General features: G+C 48.2%; 11 protein-coding genes, 3 tRNA genes and 3 rRNA genes. 2 read left to right on the top strand and 15 right to left on the bottom strand.

All coding sequences use genetic code 11. From position 1 onward, the window contains the following. Positions 1–64: 64 nt before the first annotated feature. Positions 65–2,302 carry a KxYKxGKxW signal peptide domain-containing protein gene (locus LKE23_RS07855; protein ID WP_291976795.1) on the bottom strand — a complete coding sequence of 746 codons (2,238 nt, stop codon included), beginning with the start codon at positions 2,300–2,302 and terminating at the stop codon, positions 65–67. A gap of 259 nt (positions 2,303–2,561) precedes the next feature. On the opposite strand from LKE23_RS07855, the gene LKE23_RS07850 reads away from it, so the two are divergent. Next, positions 2,562–3,485, top strand: a complete 924-nt coding sequence (locus LKE23_RS07850; RefSeq protein ID WP_152720014.1) for an IS30 family transposase — start codon at positions 2,562–2,564, stop codon at positions 3,483–3,485. A gap of 23 nt (positions 3,486–3,508) precedes the next feature. Next, positions 3,509–3,877, top strand: a complete 369-nt coding sequence (locus tag LKE23_RS07845; RefSeq protein WP_366512174.1) for a helix-turn-helix domain-containing protein — start codon at positions 3,509–3,511, stop codon at positions 3,875–3,877. A gap of 449 nt (positions 3,878–4,326) precedes the next feature. Here LKE23_RS07845 and LKE23_RS07840 read toward each other — a convergent pair whose 3' ends face one another. The 14 genes from LKE23_RS07840 to purD form a co-directional block, all read right to left on the bottom strand. Continuing rightward, the gene (locus tag LKE23_RS07840) at positions 4,327–4,626 is read right to left on the bottom strand and encodes a hypothetical protein (RefSeq protein WP_225358213.1); all 300 of its coding nucleotides are present in this window, start codon (positions 4,624–4,626) and stop codon (positions 4,327–4,329) included. Continuing rightward, positions 4,626–5,324 (bottom strand): hypothetical protein, encoded by a 699-nt coding sequence (locus tag LKE23_RS07835; RefSeq protein ID WP_291976794.1) that lies wholly within the window; start codon positions 5,322–5,324, stop codon positions 4,626–4,628. Before LKE23_RS07835 ends, LKE23_RS07840 begins: the two co-directional genes overlap by 1 nt. Further along, the gene (locus LKE23_RS07830; protein WP_225358214.1) at positions 5,260–6,459 is read right to left on the bottom strand and encodes a relaxase/mobilization nuclease domain-containing protein; all 1,200 of its coding nucleotides are present in this window, start codon (positions 6,457–6,459) and stop codon (positions 5,260–5,262) included. The genes LKE23_RS07835 and LKE23_RS07830 overlap by 65 nt, the downstream gene beginning before the upstream one ends. Continuing rightward, positions 6,422–7,012 (bottom strand): plasmid mobilization relaxosome protein MobC, encoded by a 591-nt coding sequence (mobC, locus tag LKE23_RS07825; RefSeq protein WP_086142742.1) that lies wholly within the window; start codon positions 7,010–7,012, stop codon positions 6,422–6,424. The genes LKE23_RS07830 and mobC overlap by 38 nt, the downstream gene beginning before the upstream one ends. Positions 7,013–7,750: 738 nt before the next feature. Beyond that, positions 7,751–7,823: transfer RNA gene (locus tag LKE23_RS07820), tRNA-Thr, on the bottom strand. Between the two features lie 4 nt (positions 7,824–7,827). Further along, positions 7,828–7,944, bottom strand: a 5S ribosomal RNA gene (rrf, locus tag LKE23_RS07815). A 76-nt stretch (positions 7,945–8,020) separates the two neighbouring features. Next, positions 8,021–10,943, bottom strand: a 23S ribosomal RNA gene (locus tag LKE23_RS07810). A 167-nt stretch (positions 10,944–11,110) separates the two neighbouring features. Then, a tRNA-Ala gene (locus LKE23_RS07805) sits at positions 11,111–11,183 on the bottom strand. Positions 11,184–11,187: 4 nt separating this feature from the next. Then, positions 11,188–11,262 (bottom strand) — tRNA-Ile (locus LKE23_RS07800). 87 nt (positions 11,263–11,349) lie between these two features. Beyond that, a 16S ribosomal RNA gene (locus LKE23_RS07795) occupies positions 11,350–12,925 on the bottom strand. The 16S, 23S and 5S rRNA genes sit together here with 3 tRNA genes alongside, the layout of an rRNA operon. Positions 12,926–13,437: 512 nt before the next feature. Next, positions 13,438–14,688 carry a tyrosine--tRNA ligase gene (tyrS, locus tag LKE23_RS07790; protein WP_291976791.1) on the bottom strand — a complete coding sequence of 417 codons (1,251 nt, stop codon included), beginning with the start codon at positions 14,686–14,688 and terminating at the stop codon, positions 13,438–13,440. 358 nt (positions 14,689–15,046) lie between these two features. Beyond that, on the bottom strand, positions 15,047–16,090 hold the full coding sequence (locus tag LKE23_RS07785; RefSeq protein ID WP_291976790.1) for a hypothetical protein: 1,044 nt from the start codon (positions 16,088–16,090) through the stop codon (positions 15,047–15,049). Positions 16,091–16,279: 189 nt separating this feature from the next. Then, positions 16,280–16,966 carry a 2,3-diphosphoglycerate-dependent phosphoglycerate mutase gene (locus tag LKE23_RS07780; protein ID WP_267202347.1) on the bottom strand — a complete coding sequence of 229 codons (687 nt, stop codon included), beginning with the start codon at positions 16,964–16,966 and terminating at the stop codon, positions 16,280–16,282. 199 nt (positions 16,967–17,165) lie between these two features. Next, a complete protein-coding gene (gene purD / locus LKE23_RS07775; RefSeq protein WP_291976789.1) occupies positions 17,166–18,422 on the bottom strand; it encodes a phosphoribosylamine--glycine ligase in 1,257 nt (418 codons plus the stop codon). Positions 18,423–18,434: the final 12 nt, after the last annotated feature.

Genomic DNA, 18,434 nt, shown 5'->3' with positions numbered 1-18,434 from the left:
TGGGTTTAATAGTCCGAACATAATTTTATAAATCTACTGGGTTACAATTCTAAATTAAGATTAATTAGAATTCACGCTTCTTGGAAGCAAGACCAAGACCGAACATAGCAGCAACGGCACCAAGGGCAACAACTGCAGCGCTGTTTTCGTTACCAGTTTGTGGTAAGGCAGCAACAGGTTGCTTTGAAGGGATAACATGGTCCTTAACAGTAGCACCGTTGTTAGCAGCACCGCCGCTTACAACACCGTTGTTACCATTAGTAGTACCATTGTTAGTGTTACCACCATTGTTAGTGTTACCACCATTGTTGGTGTTACCACCATTGTTGGTGTTACCACCATTGTTGGTGTTACCACCGTTGTTGGTGTTACCACCGTTGTTGGTGTTGCCACCATTGTTTTGGTTACCACCGTTGTTGCCATTGTTGTTTTGGTTCCAGTTGATGTTCTTCAGTAAGTCTTGGGCTTGTTGAAGAAGTTGAGAAGCCTTAGCAGCGTTAGCAGCAGCTTCGTTAACAACCTTTTGAGCAGCGTCAACGTTAGCTTGAGCGTCCTTCAGGTTTTGGTTAGCAGTCAGAACTTCTTGGTGAGCAGCTTCAACAGCTTCGTCAGCCTTAGTCAGAGCGTTTTCAGCATCGTCGTAAGCCTTAGTAGCAGTAGCCAGCTTGTCGTTGGCAGCCTTAGCAGCATCGTCAGCCTTAGTTTCAGCGTTACGTGCTTCGTCAAAGGCAGCTTGAGCCTTGTTGAAGGCTTCTTGAGCAACGGCTTGAGCGTCGTCAGCAGCGGTTTCAGCGTTACGTGCGTCATCGAAGGCCTTTTGAGCAGCAGCTACGTTAGCCTTAGCAGTCTTAACAGCATCAGCAGCAGCCTGGTAGTTGTTCCGCGCAACGATTACTTGGTGTTGAGCAGCCTTCAGATTATCGTTGGCAGTGTTAAGCTTTTCGCCAAGACTCTTGTAATCGTTGTATGTCTTTTCAGCAACAGCGTAAGTGTCAACAGCGTTTTGCCATGCATCTTGTGCTTGGTTCCATTCTGCATCACTGATGTTGCCTGCATGCCAATCTGAAAGTGCCTTCTTGTAAGCGGCAGCGGCAGCACTTTCAGCATCTTGAGCAGCTTTGTAAACATTTTCTGGCATTGCATTAGTCATGTTTTGTTCTGCAGTAGCATATGCATCAACTGCTGCTTGGTATGCATCTTGTGCTTGATTCCATTCAACATCACTGATGTTGCCTGCGTGCCAGTCAGAGAGTGCCTTCTTGTAAGTTGCAGCTGCAGTGCTCTCAGCAACGGCTGCGTCACTGTAAGCGTTTTGGGCAGCAGTGTAGTTTTGAACAGAAGCATTGTTGTTGTAAGCAACTTGTGCGTCACTAGCAGCATTTGAAGCAGCCTTGTAGTTGTCAATAGCAGTAATGTTTGCGTCGTGAGCAGTAGCTAAGTCAGCTTCAGCCTTAGTTTGGGCAGCCTTAGCTTCTTCAAGCTTTTCACCAGCAGCGTTAGCAGCAGCTTGGGCGTCAGAAGCAGCCTTGTTAGCCTTTACCAGAGCGTCAGAAGCAGTGGTGTAGGTTTGGCCAGCAGCGTTAGCCTTTTGTTGAGCAACAACGGCAGCGGAGTTAGCAGCTTCAGCAGCGCTCTTAGCAGCAGTGTAAGCAGCATCAGCGGCGTTAGCGTTAGAGGAAGCAGCGTCAGCAGCCTTCTTAGCAGCGGAGTAAGCAGCAGTAGCGCTAGTAACGTTAGCGGAAGCACTGGCAAGGGTAGCGTTAGCGTTGCTCAAGTTTTGAGAAGCAGTAGCGGTGTTGTCAGTGATTTGCTTAGCTTGGCTAGTCAGTTGGTTAGCTTCGGAAACCGCAGCCTTAGGGTCAGTAGTGTTGCTGGAAGCAGGAACAGGGTTTTCAGCGTCGCTCTTAACAGCAGCGGAGTTAGTAGCAATAGCGCTGGAGTTAGCAGCGTTGTTACTAGTAACCTTAGCGTTAGCTGCGGAAACAGCGTTTGAAGCAACAGCGGAACTAGCAGCAGCTGATGATGATGCAGTGGAGTCACTAGTAGCTGATGAAGTAGTAGCAGCTGATGATGATGCAGTGGAGTCACTAGTAGCTGATGAAGTAGTAGCAGCTGATGATGATGCAGTGGAGTCACTAGTTACTTGTGCACTAGCTGGAGCTGCAGAAGTAGTAGCAGCAGAAGCAGTATTGTTAACGTTAGAAAGGGTCAGGCCTGCCAAAACAGCAGTGGTAGCAAGACCAGCGAAGACGATGTTCTTCTTAGCCTTGTACATCTTATAATGCATTACATTATTCTTCATGGAAAATTCCTCCTAAAAATAACAAACTAAATTTAGTAAATTAACCCAGAGATGTGATTATGTCCGATAAATTATGTCCGATAATAATAGCTCTCCCTGAATCACATTCATTATACGTGTTATTACCGACTAATACAACCACCCCAAATTTATCATTATGGTAGATTGTAAAATTTAAGTTGAACATTTAAGTGGACAGAAAAACCCATCAAGGTCTTTAATGGTGTTACCGTACAATCCATTAGAAAGAAGGGCCTTGATGAGCACCACTATTTTATCATTCCAGAACCGTGTTGTCATTGAAACACTTCATAATGAAGGACGTTCCTTGCGATACATCGCTAACTACTTAGGCTTTAGTAAGACCACCATCTTTAACGAACTTCACCGGCTAAATAGTGAGTACCAGGCTGAGCTAGCGCAAACTGACTTTGAACAAAAGGTTAGTCAACGGGGGCGGAAGTCTTCGCTCACTAAAAACCTTAAACACTTGGTCGAGGAAAAGATTCAAGTCCAGAAGTGGTCCCCTGAACAAGTTGCCCATGTGGTTGGGATTGCCTACAAGACGGTCTATAACTGGATTGATCAAGGCTGGCTTGATGTACAGCTACCCGATTTGCCTGATCATGGAATTCGTCGTCATCGTGCTAAAGAAAAGCGTGGTACGTTCAGTCACGGCCGCTCCATTGAGGAGCGTCCTCATAAAGTCGAAACTCGCCAGGAGTTCGGCCACTTTGAAGCTGATACCGTACTTTCTGGCAAACGTAAAGGTCAAGCTGTGGCTACTTTTGTGGAGCGTAAGAGTCGCCTGACAATTGTTAAACGGCTCCATGGCCGCGACAGTCAGTCTATGACTCAAGCCGTACTTGAACTAGCTAGTCAACTTCAAGACAAGCTCAAGACGCTGACCGTGGATCATGGGAAAGAGTTCGCTAACTATCAGACAATTGAACGGCAAACTGGTACTCCGGTTTATTTTGCCCATGCTTATTCACCACATGAACGCGGTAGTAATGAGAACCGTAACCGAGTTTTGCGACGATTTATTCCCAAGGGACAAGCTATTGAAGAGCTGAGCGATCGCCAGCTGGTTCAAATCAATTGGTATCTGAATTCCCGGCCACTTAAATGTCTTAACTGGCGCACACCAATCGAGATCTTCCTGCTTAATTTACGTCATTAAATTCGTTCAAGTTATTTCTTGCAATCTGCCATATACATAAAATTGGCACAAATATAGCCGCAAAACGAAGAAAATTAAACTTAAGTCAAGAACAGTTAGCAGAATTAGCTGGGGTGTCTTCGAACTATATGGCACGAATAGAGCGTGGTGAAGTTAAAAATTTTAGTGCAATTAATCTTCTTAAAATTGCAAATGCTTTAAAGGTTAGTATTGATGAACTTATTAGTGGCAGTTATAAAAACAAAGCAATAAAACTAAACCCTTACCAACAAAAGCTTTTCAACTTACTAGATATGCTCGAAGATAGTACGAGTGAACAATTGTCAAAATTATTTATTGAAATAATCAAAACAGCATCAACAACTGATATAAATAACAAAAACGACAAGTAACAAAATGTTGCTTGCCGTTTCATTTCTATAATGATAAATTACATAAACTGGTATAATTGGGGTCTTCCCCAATAGGGCCGTTTTTTAATTACATAGATAATTCCCCACTGACGAGACTTTTTATTAAAACGCAAACTACGCAATAATTAAATCCTGCGTAAAAAATCGGATACAACACCAGTTGTTAAATCATGGTAAAATAAAAAATGTGCACTGGCGACCACCAATGCACAAGATGTCAACTTAGGAGCTGATCCCCTTGAGGGTGTACTCTGTTGCGCTTGGCTGGTGGTGTATTGCAGTACACCAGAATAGAAGCGCTCTTGCTAAACTTATCAGCCCAACTATTGAATATAATATTTCTTTAGTACAGCTATATTATAGCATGAGTTAGCAACTTTGGCGACCGTCTGGCCTTCGCAGGCTGGGCGGCCTTTCTGTTTATATGACTATAATTCCAAGCCGTCATCCTTTTCATTTGACGGCTTTTTCTTATGTTTCATTCGTTCTTGATGCTCTTGCCGTTGCATTTCCTGTTTACGTTTAGTCGCCAATAATCGTGCTCGTTGCTTCTTCTTTTGATACAACCTAGCAGCTTCCAATTGCTTATTATGCCGCTCCATTTGCCGAATACGCTTCTTCTCGCGTTCACTTTGCGTATTGACAAGTCGCCAAGTTGGAATCTTCTTTGGCTTTAAGAGCAATTCATCCAATTGTTGGTCACTCATTACCTCAACATCGAAAGACATTAGCCCCAGCCCCCGTTCTTATAAATCTTCCAATCAATAACGCCGCCTAACAGCAGCCCAATTGGTGCTGCTAACAATTTTGGCCAGCCGGGGGTTACTGCTACGATTGCCCCTAAGATAACAAGCTCAATACCAAACAGAACTAAAAATTTTATAAACTCGTTAAGCATTGCTGAGACTTGCCTTACTGCTTGTTGACTTGCTTTAGCACTAAGTTTGGCACTGGCACTCGCTCCCTCAGTCTTTTTGCGTTCTTTGTCAAAATTCTGACTTACAGCTTGTTTGATAACCTCTTGAACTGTTAAATTAGTATCCATCTTAAACTGCTCATAAACATCTTTAGCCACGTCTTCCGTGTGGTGCGTGATGCCATTTTTCATTGCCAAAATCAAATTACGCATTGTTGGCACTAAGCGATTATTAACGACTTGTGTATATCGTTCCAGGTACTTTCCAACTTGGTTAAGGTCTGCCACTTTAGCAACACATTCTTGAGTTTTTTGGTCCAAGTTTTGTTCTCGCAAGTTAATGTCAGCCTCTAAGCCTTGCATTTTCTGATCTATTGCGTCAACCCGGTCAACTATACCATCAGCATACCCAATCGCCCGGGCGTCTGCCACTGCCTTCACGACTTTAGAGTTCTGGTCCGTCAGCTGATCTTTGAGTTTCTGCCCTTTTTCGTCGAGCTTGTTGCTCAAGTTGTCGACGTTCTTCGACACTTGATTGACGTCGTTTTGCTTTGCTGTCTCGTCGATCAGATAGTCGAGCTTCTTTGATAGATCTTTGTTTCTGCTCCCGAGCTTGAGCGGATTCACTTCGCTGTCGGTTGAGCTGATTGAGGCGTTGTTGTCTAGCAATCCTAATCTTAGCATCTCTTGCCATTGTTCGGACTTTTTCGAGTCTGTCGTTTTCTTTTCTGTCATTGGTATCTTCCTCCTCTTCATTTTCTTTCTGTTTAAAGTAACTTGTTAAATAACTCTTCGTAAATTCCTGGCCCAGGCCACGAGTAGACAGTACTTCACCGGTTTGCTTATTCACCCGTTGATAAAAATCTCGGACTTTGTACTCTTTACCATCGACCATTTGATGGTAGGTCCAAGACGTTTTCTTTTTACGGTCAGTCACAGTTATTCCTTGTTCGCCTAATCGCTGAATAAAGGCTTTAAGTGAAGCTACTTCGCTCTTAACTTGGGTGATGATCTGTTTTAAGTTCTGTTGCCATTCAGATCGTGTGGTTAAATTGTTAGCGTCTTGCCGCTTTTGTTGGTTATGTATGGGGTTGGTCCAACTATGACAAGTTACTCGTTGGTAGTTCTGACTCATTTCATGGTCAAAGTTGGTTCGTAGTTGATGTATGTTAAAGCGGCTGGTAGAAATGGTTTTGCCATTTGGCTTGACTGTATTGAAAACAACATGAGCATGAAGCTTGCCGCCCTGACCGTCCGCCTGAACTGCAATTACGGATTGGGCGTCAGAAAAATGTTGGTGGACAAAGTGTTGGACTAGCGTTAAGGCTTGTTTGGCTTGTAGGTTAAGGTCTTTCGTATCAAACTCGTCAGGTGAAAATGAGACAATCAATGTTTGTGCTTGGTAGGTTCGTTTGGGATTGTGAGCTTTCTTTAAGTTATCCTTGAATTGCTTTTCTAGGTATCCACCATTTTGGGTCGTTGAAATATTGCCATCCGGATCATGTAGTAGCTTTATATTAAATCCAGTGCAGGCAAGTACCCTTCGTGATGTCTTCCGGTAGCTATGTGGTGGCTCCTGAAATAGGTATTGTAATCTTCTATAGCTACTACGACACGAGTGTGTTTCCAGGACTGACAACTTCACCACCGCCCTCCTGTTTGTCACGTCTAGTATCATGTTTAAGGTTATTAATTTCTAATCGCAGGTCAGTCAAAATTTGGCTATTTTCAACCAACTGCTTAGCGACCCACTGCCACAAATCATCGTCAGCTAAGTCATCATCTTCTTGTTCTGCCTGTTGCTTAGCGGCATTTAATACATGGGCAATTTGATTCAGATTATTTCCACTCTTGGTCACGGCATACATGATTGATTCGAGTTGCTGTTGAATGTCAGTATATTGATCCCGTACAAGGTTCAATTCGGTTGATGTACTAGTATTTGTCAAGCCGTATAACGCTTCGACTAATGGCAACCGCCCTTGATCATTCAGTTGCTGAACTAAAATCGTTACCGCGTCATACTTGCCCTTTTGCCAGTTATTCTTAGCTTGCATTAATAGCTTCTCATCTCGAATCATCTGCCGCATCGCCTTGGAACTTCCAGCAATTTCTAGCTCATGCTTCACTGCTTCAAAATCCGCAAGTTCATCTTCACTTAGGCGAGTTTGAATCAATTTATTTTTCAATGGCTTCATTCGTTCTTGACCTCCTCAGTTTGCCTGACGGCAAAAGAAATTTTCAGTCTTCACGTGCTCGTGACAACGACTGACTAAATTCCTCATTTCGTCGGGTTCGTTTGTTTTTTGTATTGGTCTAGACCAATTATTCAACTATATTATAATACAAGAACAAACGAACTTGCAAGCAATTAAATTCGTAATATCAAACAAGTTTGTAATACGAATTATAGCTTGGCGAGGAGCCTGCGAGGCTTCCCTGCACCCTGTCGAGCGATCAGATATTACATTCAAAAATGAGTACCTCGAGATTGACATTCAAGGTCATTTTTGAGATTTCATATCTGATTTACTTATGATTTCGCCATAAGTAACAACAACGACCAAACTGACTGCTCTGTTTGGATTTCAGCATTTCTTTTTGCATCATCAAAAAGAAACAAAAAATGACTACCTTATCAAATGACGATAAGGTAGCCAACAGTCAATCATATCGTAATATTGATTTTCAACACACCAGACACACTGACAATTAGCTTATAAATGCTGATATATCAGGTGTCGAGGCCCCTTCTAATTTTTCAGACACACAACTTTTGTTCTTCTCGTCCAGTGTGTCTGATATTGTGTCTGAGGTGTAATTTAGATCAATATAAAAAGAATTCATTTTAATATCAGAAGTATCAAAAAAGCCTTCATATCAAGCTTTTAACAACCTGACATGAAGACTTCTGAACACTTATAAAGTGTAACTTATGCTGACTAGAGGGCTCGAACCTCCGACCTCCTCATTACTAGTGAGGTGCTCTGCCAACTGAGCTAAGTCAGCATTAGCGTGGCAACGTCCTATCCTCGCAGGGAGCGATCCCCCAACTACTTTCGGCGTGTTGAAGCTTAACTGCTGTGTTCGGCATGGGAACAGGTGTATCCTTCAAGCCATCATCACCACACTACCCTCTCGGGTGAGAGCTTATGCTCTCAAAACTAAACAATATCTATTCCCTTCAATAAACCTAACCGCTCTTCTTGGTTAAGTCCTCGACCGATTAGTAATGGTCCGCTCCATGCATCACTGCACTTCCACTTCCATCCTATCTACCACATCATCTTTGTGGGGTCTTACTTCCCCGAAGGGAATGGGAAATCTCATCTCGAGGCGAGTTTCACACTTAGATGCTTTCAGCGTTTATCTCGTCCATACATAGCTACCCAGCGATGCTCCTGGCGGAACAACTGGTACACCAGCGGTATGTCCATCCCGGTCCTCTCGTACTAAGGACAGGTCCTCTCAAATTTCCTACGCCCGCGACGGATAGGGACCGAACTGTCTCACGACGTTCTGAACCCAGCTCGCGTACCGCTTTAATGGGCGAACAGCCCAACCCTTGGGACCGACTACAGCCCCAGGATGCGATGAGCCGACATCGAGGTGCCAAACCTCCCCGTCGATGTGGACTCTTGGGGGAGATAAGCCTGTTATCCCCAGGGTAGCTTTTATCCGTTGAGCGATGGCCCTTCCATGCGGAACCACCGGATCACTAAGCCCGACTTTCGTCCCTGCTCGACCTGTCTGTCTCGCAGTCAAGCTCGCTTGTGCCTTTACACTCTGCGAATGATTTCCAACCATTCTGAGCGAACCTTTGGGCGCCTCCGTTACCTTTTGGGAGGCGACCGCCCCAGTCAAACTGCCCACCTGACACTGTCTCCCAGCACGTTCAGTGCTGCGGGTTAGAGTGGTCATAATGCAAGGGTAGTATCCCACCAACGCCTCCAGCGAAACTAGCGTTCCGCTTTCTACGGCTCCTACCTATCCTGTACAAGCAGTACAAACACTCAATATCAAGCTACAGTAAAGCTCCATGGGGTCTTTCCGTCCTGTCGCGGGTACCCTGCATCTTCACAGGGATTTCAATTTCACCGAGTCTCTCGTTGAGACAGTGCCCAGATCGTTACGCCTTTCGTGCGGGTCGGAACTTACCCGACAAGGAATTTCGCTACCTTAGGACCGTTATAGTTACGGCCGCCGTTTACTGGGGCTTCAATTCAGAGCTTCGCCGAAGCTAACCCTTCCTTTTAACCTTCCAGCACCGGGCAGGCGTCAGCCCCTATACTTCATCTTACGATTTTGCAGAAACCTGTGTTTTTGATAAACAGTCGCCTGGGCCTATTCACTGCGGCTGGCCTTGCGGCCAGCACCCCTTCTTCCGAAGTTACGGGGTCATTTTGCCGAGTTCCTTAACGAGAGTTCTCTCGCTCACCTTAGGATTCTCTCCTCGACTACCTGTGTCGGTTTGCGGTACGGGCAGTTAACTACTTGCTAGAAGCTTTTCTCGGCAGTGTGACATCAGCGACTTCGTTACTAAAAGTTCACTCCTCATCACAGCTTGTCAACCCGAAGTTAAGCATTTGACTCAACTCCTGACTTACTGCTTGACCGCACTCTTCCAATCGTGCGGATCGCTTAGCCTCCTGCGTCCCTCCATTGCTCAAACGCAGTTAACTGGTACAGGAATCTCAACCTGTTATCCATCGCTTACGCCTTTCGGCCTCGGCTTAGGTCCCGACTTACCCTGGGAGGACGAGCCTTCCCCAGGAAACCTTAGTCATTCGGTGGACAGGATTCTCACCTGTCTTTCGCTACTCATACCGGCATTCTCACTTCTAAGCGCTCCACCAGTCCTCACGGTCTGACTTCGCCGCCCTTAGAACGCTCTCCTACCACGTGCACATAGTGCACATCCACAGTTTCGGTAATATGCTTAGCCCCGGTACATTTTCGGCGCAGGATCACTCGACTAGTGAGCTATTACGCACTCTTTAAATGATGGCTGCTTCTGAGCCAACATCCTAGTTGTCTATGCAACTCCACATCCTTTTCCACTTAGCATATATTTAGGGACCTTAACTGGTGATCTGGGCTGTTCCCCTTTCGACGGTGGATCTTATCACTCATCGTCTGACTCCTGAGGATAAATCAATGGCATTCGGAGTTTATCTGAAGTTGGTAACCCATGACGGGCCCCTTGTCCAAACAGTAGCTCTACCTCCACGATTCTTACCTCAAGGCTCCCCCTAAAGAGATTTCGGAGAGAACCAGCTATCTCCAAGTTCGTTTGGAATTTCACCGCTACCCACACCTCATCCCAGCCATTTTCAACTGACACGGGTTCGGTCCTCCAGTGCGCTTTACCGCACCTTCAACCTGGACATGGGTAGGTCACCTGGTTTCGGGTCTATAACTACATACTTCATACGCCCATTTAAGACTCGCTTTCGCTGCGGCTCCGGTTTTTCCACCTTAACCTTGCATGCAATCATAACTCGCCGGTTCATTCTGCAAGAGGCACGCCGTCACCCATTAACGGGCTCCGACAGCTTGTAGGCACATGGTTTCAGGAACTATTTCACTCCCCTTCCGGGGTGCTTTTCACCTTTCCCTCACGGTACTGGTTCACTATCGGTCACTAGGTAGTATTTAGCCTTGCGAGATGGTCCTCGCAGCTTCCGACGGGGTTTCACGTGTCCCGCCGTACTCAGGATCCTGAACTGAGGGTGTGACGTTTCGTCTACTGGGCTTTCACCATCTCTGGCACAGCTTCCCAACTGTTTCGACTACGTCGCACTTTGGTAACTCAAATGTTCAGTCCTACAACCCCAGTGAGCAAGCTCACTGGTTTGGGCTCTTCCCCTTTCGCTCGCCGCTACTCAGGGAATCGAATTTTCTTTCTCTTCCTGCAGCTACTGAGATGTTTCAGTTCACTGCGTTTACCGCTTGCCAGCTATAGATTCACTGGTCAAGCAAGCACCGACTAAGGTGCTTGGGTTTCCCCATTCGGAAATCTCCGGATCAAAGTGTACTTACCACTCCCCGAAGCATATCGGTGTTTGTCCCGTCCTTCATCGGCTCCTAGTACCAAGGCATTCACCATGCGCCCTTCATAACTTAACCTTGATGATCACGTCGTGATCACCTTGATTAATTGAGTTAGCGATTATTTCGTTAATAAAACTCAAATAACGCGGTGTTCTCGGTTTATTGTTTTAAGTTAATAAATAAGAAAATAGATATTATTTAGTTTTCAAAGTACAAACTCGTGCCAACCTCACGGTTAGCAATGGAGAATAACGGAATCGAACCGATGACCTCCTGCTTGCAAAGCAGGTGCTCTCCCAGCTGAGCTAATTCCCCATAATGGGCCTAAATGGACTTGAACCATCGACCTCACGCTTATCAGGCGTGCGCTCTAAACCAGCTGAGCTATAGGCCCAAATAAGCGTCTCAGTAAGTTTTGAAGGTAAACCCCTCAAAACTAAACAAAGTTTCAACTATGTGTAGGTTCCGTTTTATTCCTTAGAAAGGAGGTGATCCAGCCGCAGGTTCTCCTACGGCTACCTTGTTACGACTTCACCCCAGTCATCTATCCCGCCTTAGGCGGCTCCCTCCAAAATGGTTAGGCCACCGACTTTGGGCGTTACAAACTTCCATGGTGTGACGGGCGGTGTGTACAAGGCCCGGGAACGTATTCACCGCGGCATGCTGATCCGCGATTACTAGCGATTCCGACTTCGTGTAGGCGAGTTGCAGCCTACAGTCCGAACTGAGATCGGCTTTAAGAGATTAGCTTGCCCTCGCGGGTTAGCGACTCGTTGTACCGACCATTGTAGCACGTGTGTAGCCCAGGTCATAAGGGGCATGATGATCTGACGTCGTCCCCACCTTCCTCCGGTTTGTCACCGGCAGTCTCACTAGAGTGCCCAACTGAATGCTGGCAACTAGTAACAAGGGTTGCGCTCGTTGCGGGACTTAACCCAACATCTCACGACACGAGCTGACGACGACCATGCACCACCTGTCATTGCGTCCCCGAAGGGAACGCCTAATCTCTTAGGTTAGCGCAAGATGTCAAGACCTGGTAAGGTTCTTCGCGTAGCTTCGAATTAAACCACATGCTCCACCGCTTGTGCGGGCCCCCGTCAATTCCTTTGAGTTTCAACCTTGCGGTCGTACTCCCCAGGCGGAGTGCTTAATGCGTTAGCTGCGGCACTGAAGGGCGGAAACCCTCCAACACCTAGCACTCATCGTTTACGGCATGGACTACCAGGGTATCTAATCCTGTTCGCTACCCATGCTTTCGAGCCTCAGCGTCAGTTGCAGACCAGACAGCCGCCTTCGCCACTGGTGTTCTTCCATATATCTACGCATTCCACCGCTACACATGGAGTTCCACTGTCCTCTTCTGCACTCAAGTCGCTCAGTTTCCGATGCACTTCTTCGGTTAAGCCGAAGGCTTTCACATCAGACTTAAGCAACCGCCTGCGCTCGCTTTACGCCCAATAAATCCGGATAACGCTTGCCACCTACGTATTACCGCGGCTGCTGGCACGTAGTTAGCCGTGACTTTCTGGTTGAATACCGTCACTGCGTGAACAGTTGCTCTCACGCACGTTCTTCTTCAACAACAGAGCTTTACGAGCCGAAACCCTTCTTCACTCACGCGGTGTCGCTCCATCAGGCTTGCGCCCATTGTGGAAGATTCCCTACTGCTGCCTCCCGTAGGAGTATGGACCGTGTCTCAGTTCCATTGTGGCCGATCAGTCTCTCAACTCGGCTATGCATCATTGCCTTGGTAGGCCGTTACCCTACCAACAAGCTAATGCACCGCGGGCCCATCCTGAAGTGATAGCCGAAACCATCTTTGAAACGAAAACCATGTGGTTTTCGTTGTTATGCGGTATTAGCACCTGTTTCCAAATGTTATCCCCCGCTTCAGGGCAGGTTGCCCACGTGTTACTCACCCGTCCGCCGCTCACTGGTAATCCATCGTCACTTCAGTGCAAGCACGTCAGATCAGTTGGGCCAGTGCGCTCGACTTGCATGTATTAGGCACACCGCCGGCGTTCATCCTGAGCCAGGATCAAACTCTCATATAAAATATAAGAATTTGAGATAGCTCTCAAATTAAAAGTTATTAAGCGAATTGACTTCGCAAATGTTTTGCTTCAAATCACCGAAGTGATTGAAGACCCTACACATTTGATTCGTCGAAACTTTGTTCAGTTTTCAAAGGTCTACCGTTCGTTAACCGCAAACAGTTAACGAACTAATTATATCACATTGCGGTTAAATGTCAAGAACTAATTTTATCAATCAAACTTGTTTAACGCAAGCGACTTAAATAATATATCATGTCACCAAATCACTGTCAACAATTAATTTGACAAGTTTGAGGAAACATTGCTGTTCCCTTTGACAACGTTAATTACTATACCGTGAAACTCCCCCGACGTCAACCACCATTTTATAGACAGACTGGACTTTTTTGTCATTCCTGTATTTTACCGATGTTCATAAATTCAAATGTTAGGAATTGCGAAAATAAAACGGCTATTTCAAGCGGAATGCGCCGCTCAAAATAGCCGTTTACTAACAATTAAATTTCAAATTATTTTACCCGGGCCAGGAAGTAGTGCTTCTTTCCTTTCCGGACGATGACAAACTTGCCGTCAAAGTGACTGCTTGGGTCGATCTCCGCGTCAACATCGTCAACCTTTTCACCGTTAATCCGGATGGCACCGTTGGAAACATCCTGGCGTGCCTGCCGACGGGATGGTTCGATCCCATTGTCCGTTAGCCAGATCACGATGTTTTCCTTCTTATTTTCTACGTCAACCGATGGCATGTTCTTGAAGCCCTGTTCAATTTCATCAACGGACAGGTCAGCAACATCCCCGGAGAAGAGGGCCTTACTGATCCGTTCCGCTTCCTTGACGGCTTCTTCGCCGTGAACGAACTTCGTCACTTCTTCGGCCAGGCGGCGCTGTGCTTCCCGCTTCCACGGTTCGGTCTTGACCTTTTCTGCCAGATCGTCAATCTCGTCCTTGGAAAGGAAGGTGAAGTACTTGAGGTATTTCACCACGTCACGGTCATCCTGGTTAATCCAGAATTGGTAGAACTCGTACGGTGAGGTCTTCTTCGGGTCGAGCCAAACCGCCCCGCCGGCAGTCTTCCCGAACTTGGTTCCGTCAGACTTGAGCATCAGTGGGATCGTCAGACCGTAAACCTCGGTGTCGGAACCTTCGATCTTATGGATCAGGTCGATTCCAGACGTGATGTTCCCCCACTGGTCGGAGCCACCGATTTGCAGCTGAACGTCGTTGTTGCGGTAGAGGTGCAGGAAGTCGATCGCCTGCAGAATCTGGTAGGTAAACTCGGTAAAGGAGATCCCGGCTTCCAGACGGCTAGCCACAACCTCCTTGTTCAGCATCGTGTTCAGGTTGAACAGCTTCCCGTAGTCACGCAGGAACTCGATCATGTTGAGCTTGCTCAGCCAGTCGTAGTTGTTGACGATCGTGAAGTTCTCGGTCCCGAAGAGCTTCTTCATCTGGTTGGTCAGGGCCGTGGTGTTGTGCTCCAGCTGGGATTCGGTCTTCAGCGTCCGTTCAGTCTTCCGGCCGGACGGGTCACCGATCGCGCCGGTCCCACCACCGATAATGATCACTGGGTGGTGGCCCGCCAGCTGGAATCTCTTCAGAATCATGAATGGGATCAGGTGACCGATGTGCAGGCTATCGCCAGTCGGGTCGGTCCCACAGTAGAGGGCAATCTGCTTGTCTTCGGTCAGCTTCTTCAAGCCGTCGAGGTCCGTGGCCTGGTTGATTGCACCCCGCCACTTCAAATCATCAATAATGTTCATCTGCTATTCCTCCATCCTAAAAGGTCCCGGATACAAAAAAGACCCCGACTTCAACTGAAGTCAGGGACGATTTACCGCGTTACCACCTTGAATTGCAACCCACGCGTGGGCTACCGCTCTTCGTCGATAACGGGACGATCCGTTCAAGTTTGAAAGGCCCGCCAAGTGTAATTTGCCACGGGGATTGGTCCGCTCTCAATTGCCGCGAGCTCTCTGCATGTCCACCCCGCCAGCTACTCTGCCTGGCGAATTGCCTTTGATTATTGCCGTTATTGTACCCGCTGCCGGGCCACACTGTCAAGGTTCTTAAGAGTGCAAAAAAAATGAGGCACCGTCCAATGCCCCATCCTCATTCAAATTATTCGTCTTTCTTTGCCTCGCGCTTCGGCTTTTCTTCCTTCTTGGCAACCGGTTCCGGCTGTTTCTTAGGTTTCTTTGGCACGTAAATTTCGTGAACGTAAGCCTCACCCGTCAGTTCAGCAACCGGCTTGAAGGTATCCTTGAAGATTTCATCCAGGTCAACCCCGTCCGGTTCTTCCTTGCTCTTCGTGAAGTAGAGGGTCCCGGCAGCCAAGACAACCGGCAGGAAGCAGGCAATCCCAATGATAACCAGGGCAATCCCGACGTAGGTCAGCACGTAGGTGGCGGTGTAATTGCCGTAGTATGCCAGGCCACCGAAGATCAGCGTCCAAACCAGGATTGGCAGAACTTCCACCACGATGTTGATCAGCAAGTAGTTCCACTTGCGACCACCCATGAACCGCCGGCTGGCAGTCAAGGCGTGCCGCATCGACTGGCCGAGGAACTGGGGCTGCTTTTCCCGGTACAGGAAGTAAGATTGGGAATATTCAATTGACTTCCACAGGATTACCACGTCGTTTGCGATCCGGATCAACAGTGGCCAAACCGCGTTCTTGGTCATGCCGCCGACCAGGCCACCAACAATGTCCAATGGCAGGCTCCACAAGAAGGTGAAGAGGCCGATGTAGAGGATGATCCGCCAAACCTGGTTCTTCCGCAGGTGCTTGAAGTGCATCCAGATGGAGCCGGCGCTGACCGGCTGTTCAGGATGCTTCAGGCGATCCTGGTAGGTGTACTGGACCGCCACCGTGTAGAAGTTGAAGAAGAACGAGAGGGCAATGGCGATGCCGGCCGCTGCCAGGATCTCCAGCAGGCCCATCCCCAGGGCAGATGCTGAGGCCATCCCGTACATGATCATCATGACGCTCATCATCATTGATGACATCACGCTGGTTGCCAAAAAGGCCAGGATGCAGGTCAGGGCAATGAAGATGATGGTGATCCCACCGACCGGCCACATTGCCTTCAGATAATTAGGCTTTACCAGGGCCTTCAAGTCCTTGATAAAGTCCTTTAATGATAGCTTGTGTTGTTTTTTCATATTCGATACTCGACTCCATCTAAAATTGATTTATTGTCCATCATAACACAACTGATGGTGGTCACAATTCATTCGCCCAATTCTTCCAGTATTTTTCAAAAAAATTAAAAATTCCCGATCAGGTGCGACCGGGAATTTTTGCTTAACCGGTGGCTGCGGGTTGGGCAAACAAACCACCAATCAATTATTTTAGTACTTTTCCTTGCTGAGAACGTTCAGCTTGTCATCGAAGTCGTAAACAACTGGCTGGCCAGTAGCCATTTCCAGGTTCATGATGTCTTCGTCAGAGATGTTTTCGATGTACTTGGAAAGGGCACGCAGGGAGTTACCGTGGGCAGCAATGATAACGTTCTTGCCATCCAGCAACTTTGGTGCGATTTCGTCTTGCCAAAGCGGAATAACCCGTTCCAGGGTGACCTTCAGGTTTTCACCACCCGGAACAGTCCGTGGGTCCAGGTTTGCGTAACGACGGTCGTGCAGAGCAGAACCTTCGTCGCTGGCCTTCAGCAGTGGTGGCAGAACGTCGTATGAACGACGCCAGATGTGAACCTGTTCGTCCCCGTACTTTTCAGCAGTAGCCTTCTTGTTCAGGCCCTGCAGAGCGCCGTAGTGACGTTCGTTCAAGCGCCAAGTCTTGAATTCTGGGATCCAGAGCTGGTCGCATTCTTCCAGAGCGTAGTGCAGCGTCTTGATGGCACGCTTCAGAACGGAAGTGTAGGCATAGTCGAATTCAATGCCGTGTTCCTTCAGGGCCTTACCAGCTTCCTTAGCTTGTTCAACACCCTTTTCGCTCAAGTCAACATCGATCCAGCCGGTGAACTTGTTGGCAAGGTTCCATTCACTTTGGCCGTGACGAATCAGTACTAATTTAGCCATATTGTTTTTGACCTCTTTCTTCTTAAAATACCATGCAGTTGCATTTCCATACCATTTTAATCCAATCCCGGATAAATTCCAATAGCAAGCCTCTTAAAATGTCGGCTTTTTGTGAAGCTCGTCACACGGCCTTGCTAACGGGATTCCCATTACAAAAGCGCCTCACCAATTGTGGGAGACGCTTTTTCTATATTAATTACTATAAACCGGCCTTGGCACCGATGTCGTGACGGTAGAAGCATTCCGGCTCATCCAGGCCGTCCAGGTAGCGGTAGACCCGGTCGTGGGCCTGCTTCAGACTGGCGTCCTTGGCCAGGACCATCAGCAGGCGGCCACCATTCCCGCGCAGATCACCCAGGTCACCGGCGACGTTGGCATAGGCGATCTCAATACCGTCCTCCTGGGGAAATTCACCCAGGGACTGACCGTGGACCGGCTTAGTCGGGTAGCCCTTTGAAGCCAGGACAACCCCCAGACAGGCCGCCGGATCCTCTTTGACCTCCGGCAGCGGCTGGTCGTTTAGGGCAGCGTCGACCAGGTCAAAGAGGTCGGTCGCAAGCCGCGGCAGGATCACCTGGGTCTCCGGATCCCCAAGCCGCACGTTGTATTCGATTACCTTGGGCCCGTCCGCGGTCAGGATCAGCCCGATGTAGAGAATGCCGTGGTAGTCGTAGTCACCGGCCACCAAACCGTTGACGGTTGGCGTCACTACCTCGTCGACCATCCGCTGGTAGTCAGCCGTACTCAACTGCGGCAGCGGGCTGTAGGCGCCCATGCCACCGGTGTTGGGGCCCTTGTCACCGTCGTAGGCCCGCTTGTGGTCTTGGGCCATCGGCAGGATCCGGTAGTGGTCGTTGCTCAGGAGAACGAACATGGAGTACTCCTGCCCCTGCAGGCATTCCTCCAGCACCAGCCGGGCCTGACCCTGGCCAAACATCTCTTTGATCGTCTGGACCGCGGTGTCACGGTCGGGGGCAATCACAACCCCCTTCCCGCCGGCCAGGCCGTTTTCCTTAATCACGACCGGGAAGCCAAACTGGTCAACGTCGCGAATTGCCGCCGTCTGGTCGCGGTAGGAGGCGTGACGCGCAGTGGGAACGCCATAGTTGTTCATGAAGTTCAAGGCGTAGTCCTTCGATCCTTCCAGCTGGGCGGCCCGGGCACTCGGTCCAAAGGCCTTTAGCCCCGCCGCACGGAAGTCGTCCACGATCCCGTCGACCAGGCAGTCCTCGGGGCCCACGAAGGTCCAAGCCACCTGGTGCTCCTTGGCAAAGCGGATCAGGCCCGCAAAGTCGGTTTCCGGAATGGCAACCGGCACGACGCCGACCGTCTTCATCCCCACGTTGCCGGGTGCGCAGTAAACCTGCTTGACCTTAGGGCTCTGCTGGAGTTTATGGGCGATCGCGAATTCGCGGCCCCCTTCACCAACTACTAATACGTTCACTTGTTCAGTCATCGATGCTTTCCC

The sequence above is a fragment of the Limosilactobacillus sp. genome, from assembly GCF_022482365.1.
GTDB lineage: Bacteria > Bacillota > Bacilli > Lactobacillales > Lactobacillaceae > Limosilactobacillus.
This window is presented reverse-complemented; position numbering and strand designations above follow the sequence as displayed.

Coding starts and splice junctions, on each gene's coding strand:
- LKE23_RS07855 (WP_291976795.1), bottom strand. CDS start 2,302: ATGAAGAATAATGTAATGCATTATAAGATGTACAAGGCTAAGAAGAAC.
- LKE23_RS07850 (WP_152720014.1), top strand. CDS start 2,562: ATGAGCACCACTATTTTATCATTCCAGAACCGTGTTGTCATTGAAACA.
- LKE23_RS07840 (WP_225358213.1), bottom strand. CDS start 4,626: ATGTCTTTCGATGTTGAGGTAATGAGTGACCAACAATTGGATGAATTG.
- mobC (WP_086142742.1), bottom strand. CDS start 7,012: ATGAAGCCATTGAAAAATAAATTGATTCAAACTCGCCTAAGTGAAGAT.
- tyrS (WP_291976791.1), bottom strand. CDS start 14,688: ATGAACATTATTGATGATTTGAAGTGGCGGGGTGCAATCAACCAGGCC.
- LKE23_RS07785 (WP_291976790.1), bottom strand. CDS start 16,090: ATGAAAAAACAACACAAGCTATCATTAAAGGACTTTATCAAGGACTTG.
- LKE23_RS07780 (WP_267202347.1), bottom strand. CDS start 16,966: ATGGCTAAATTAGTACTGATTCGTCACGGCCAAAGTGAATGGAACCTT.
- purD (WP_291976789.1), bottom strand. CDS start 18,422: ATGACTGAACAAGTGAACGTATTAGTAGTTGGTGAAGGGGGCCGCGAA.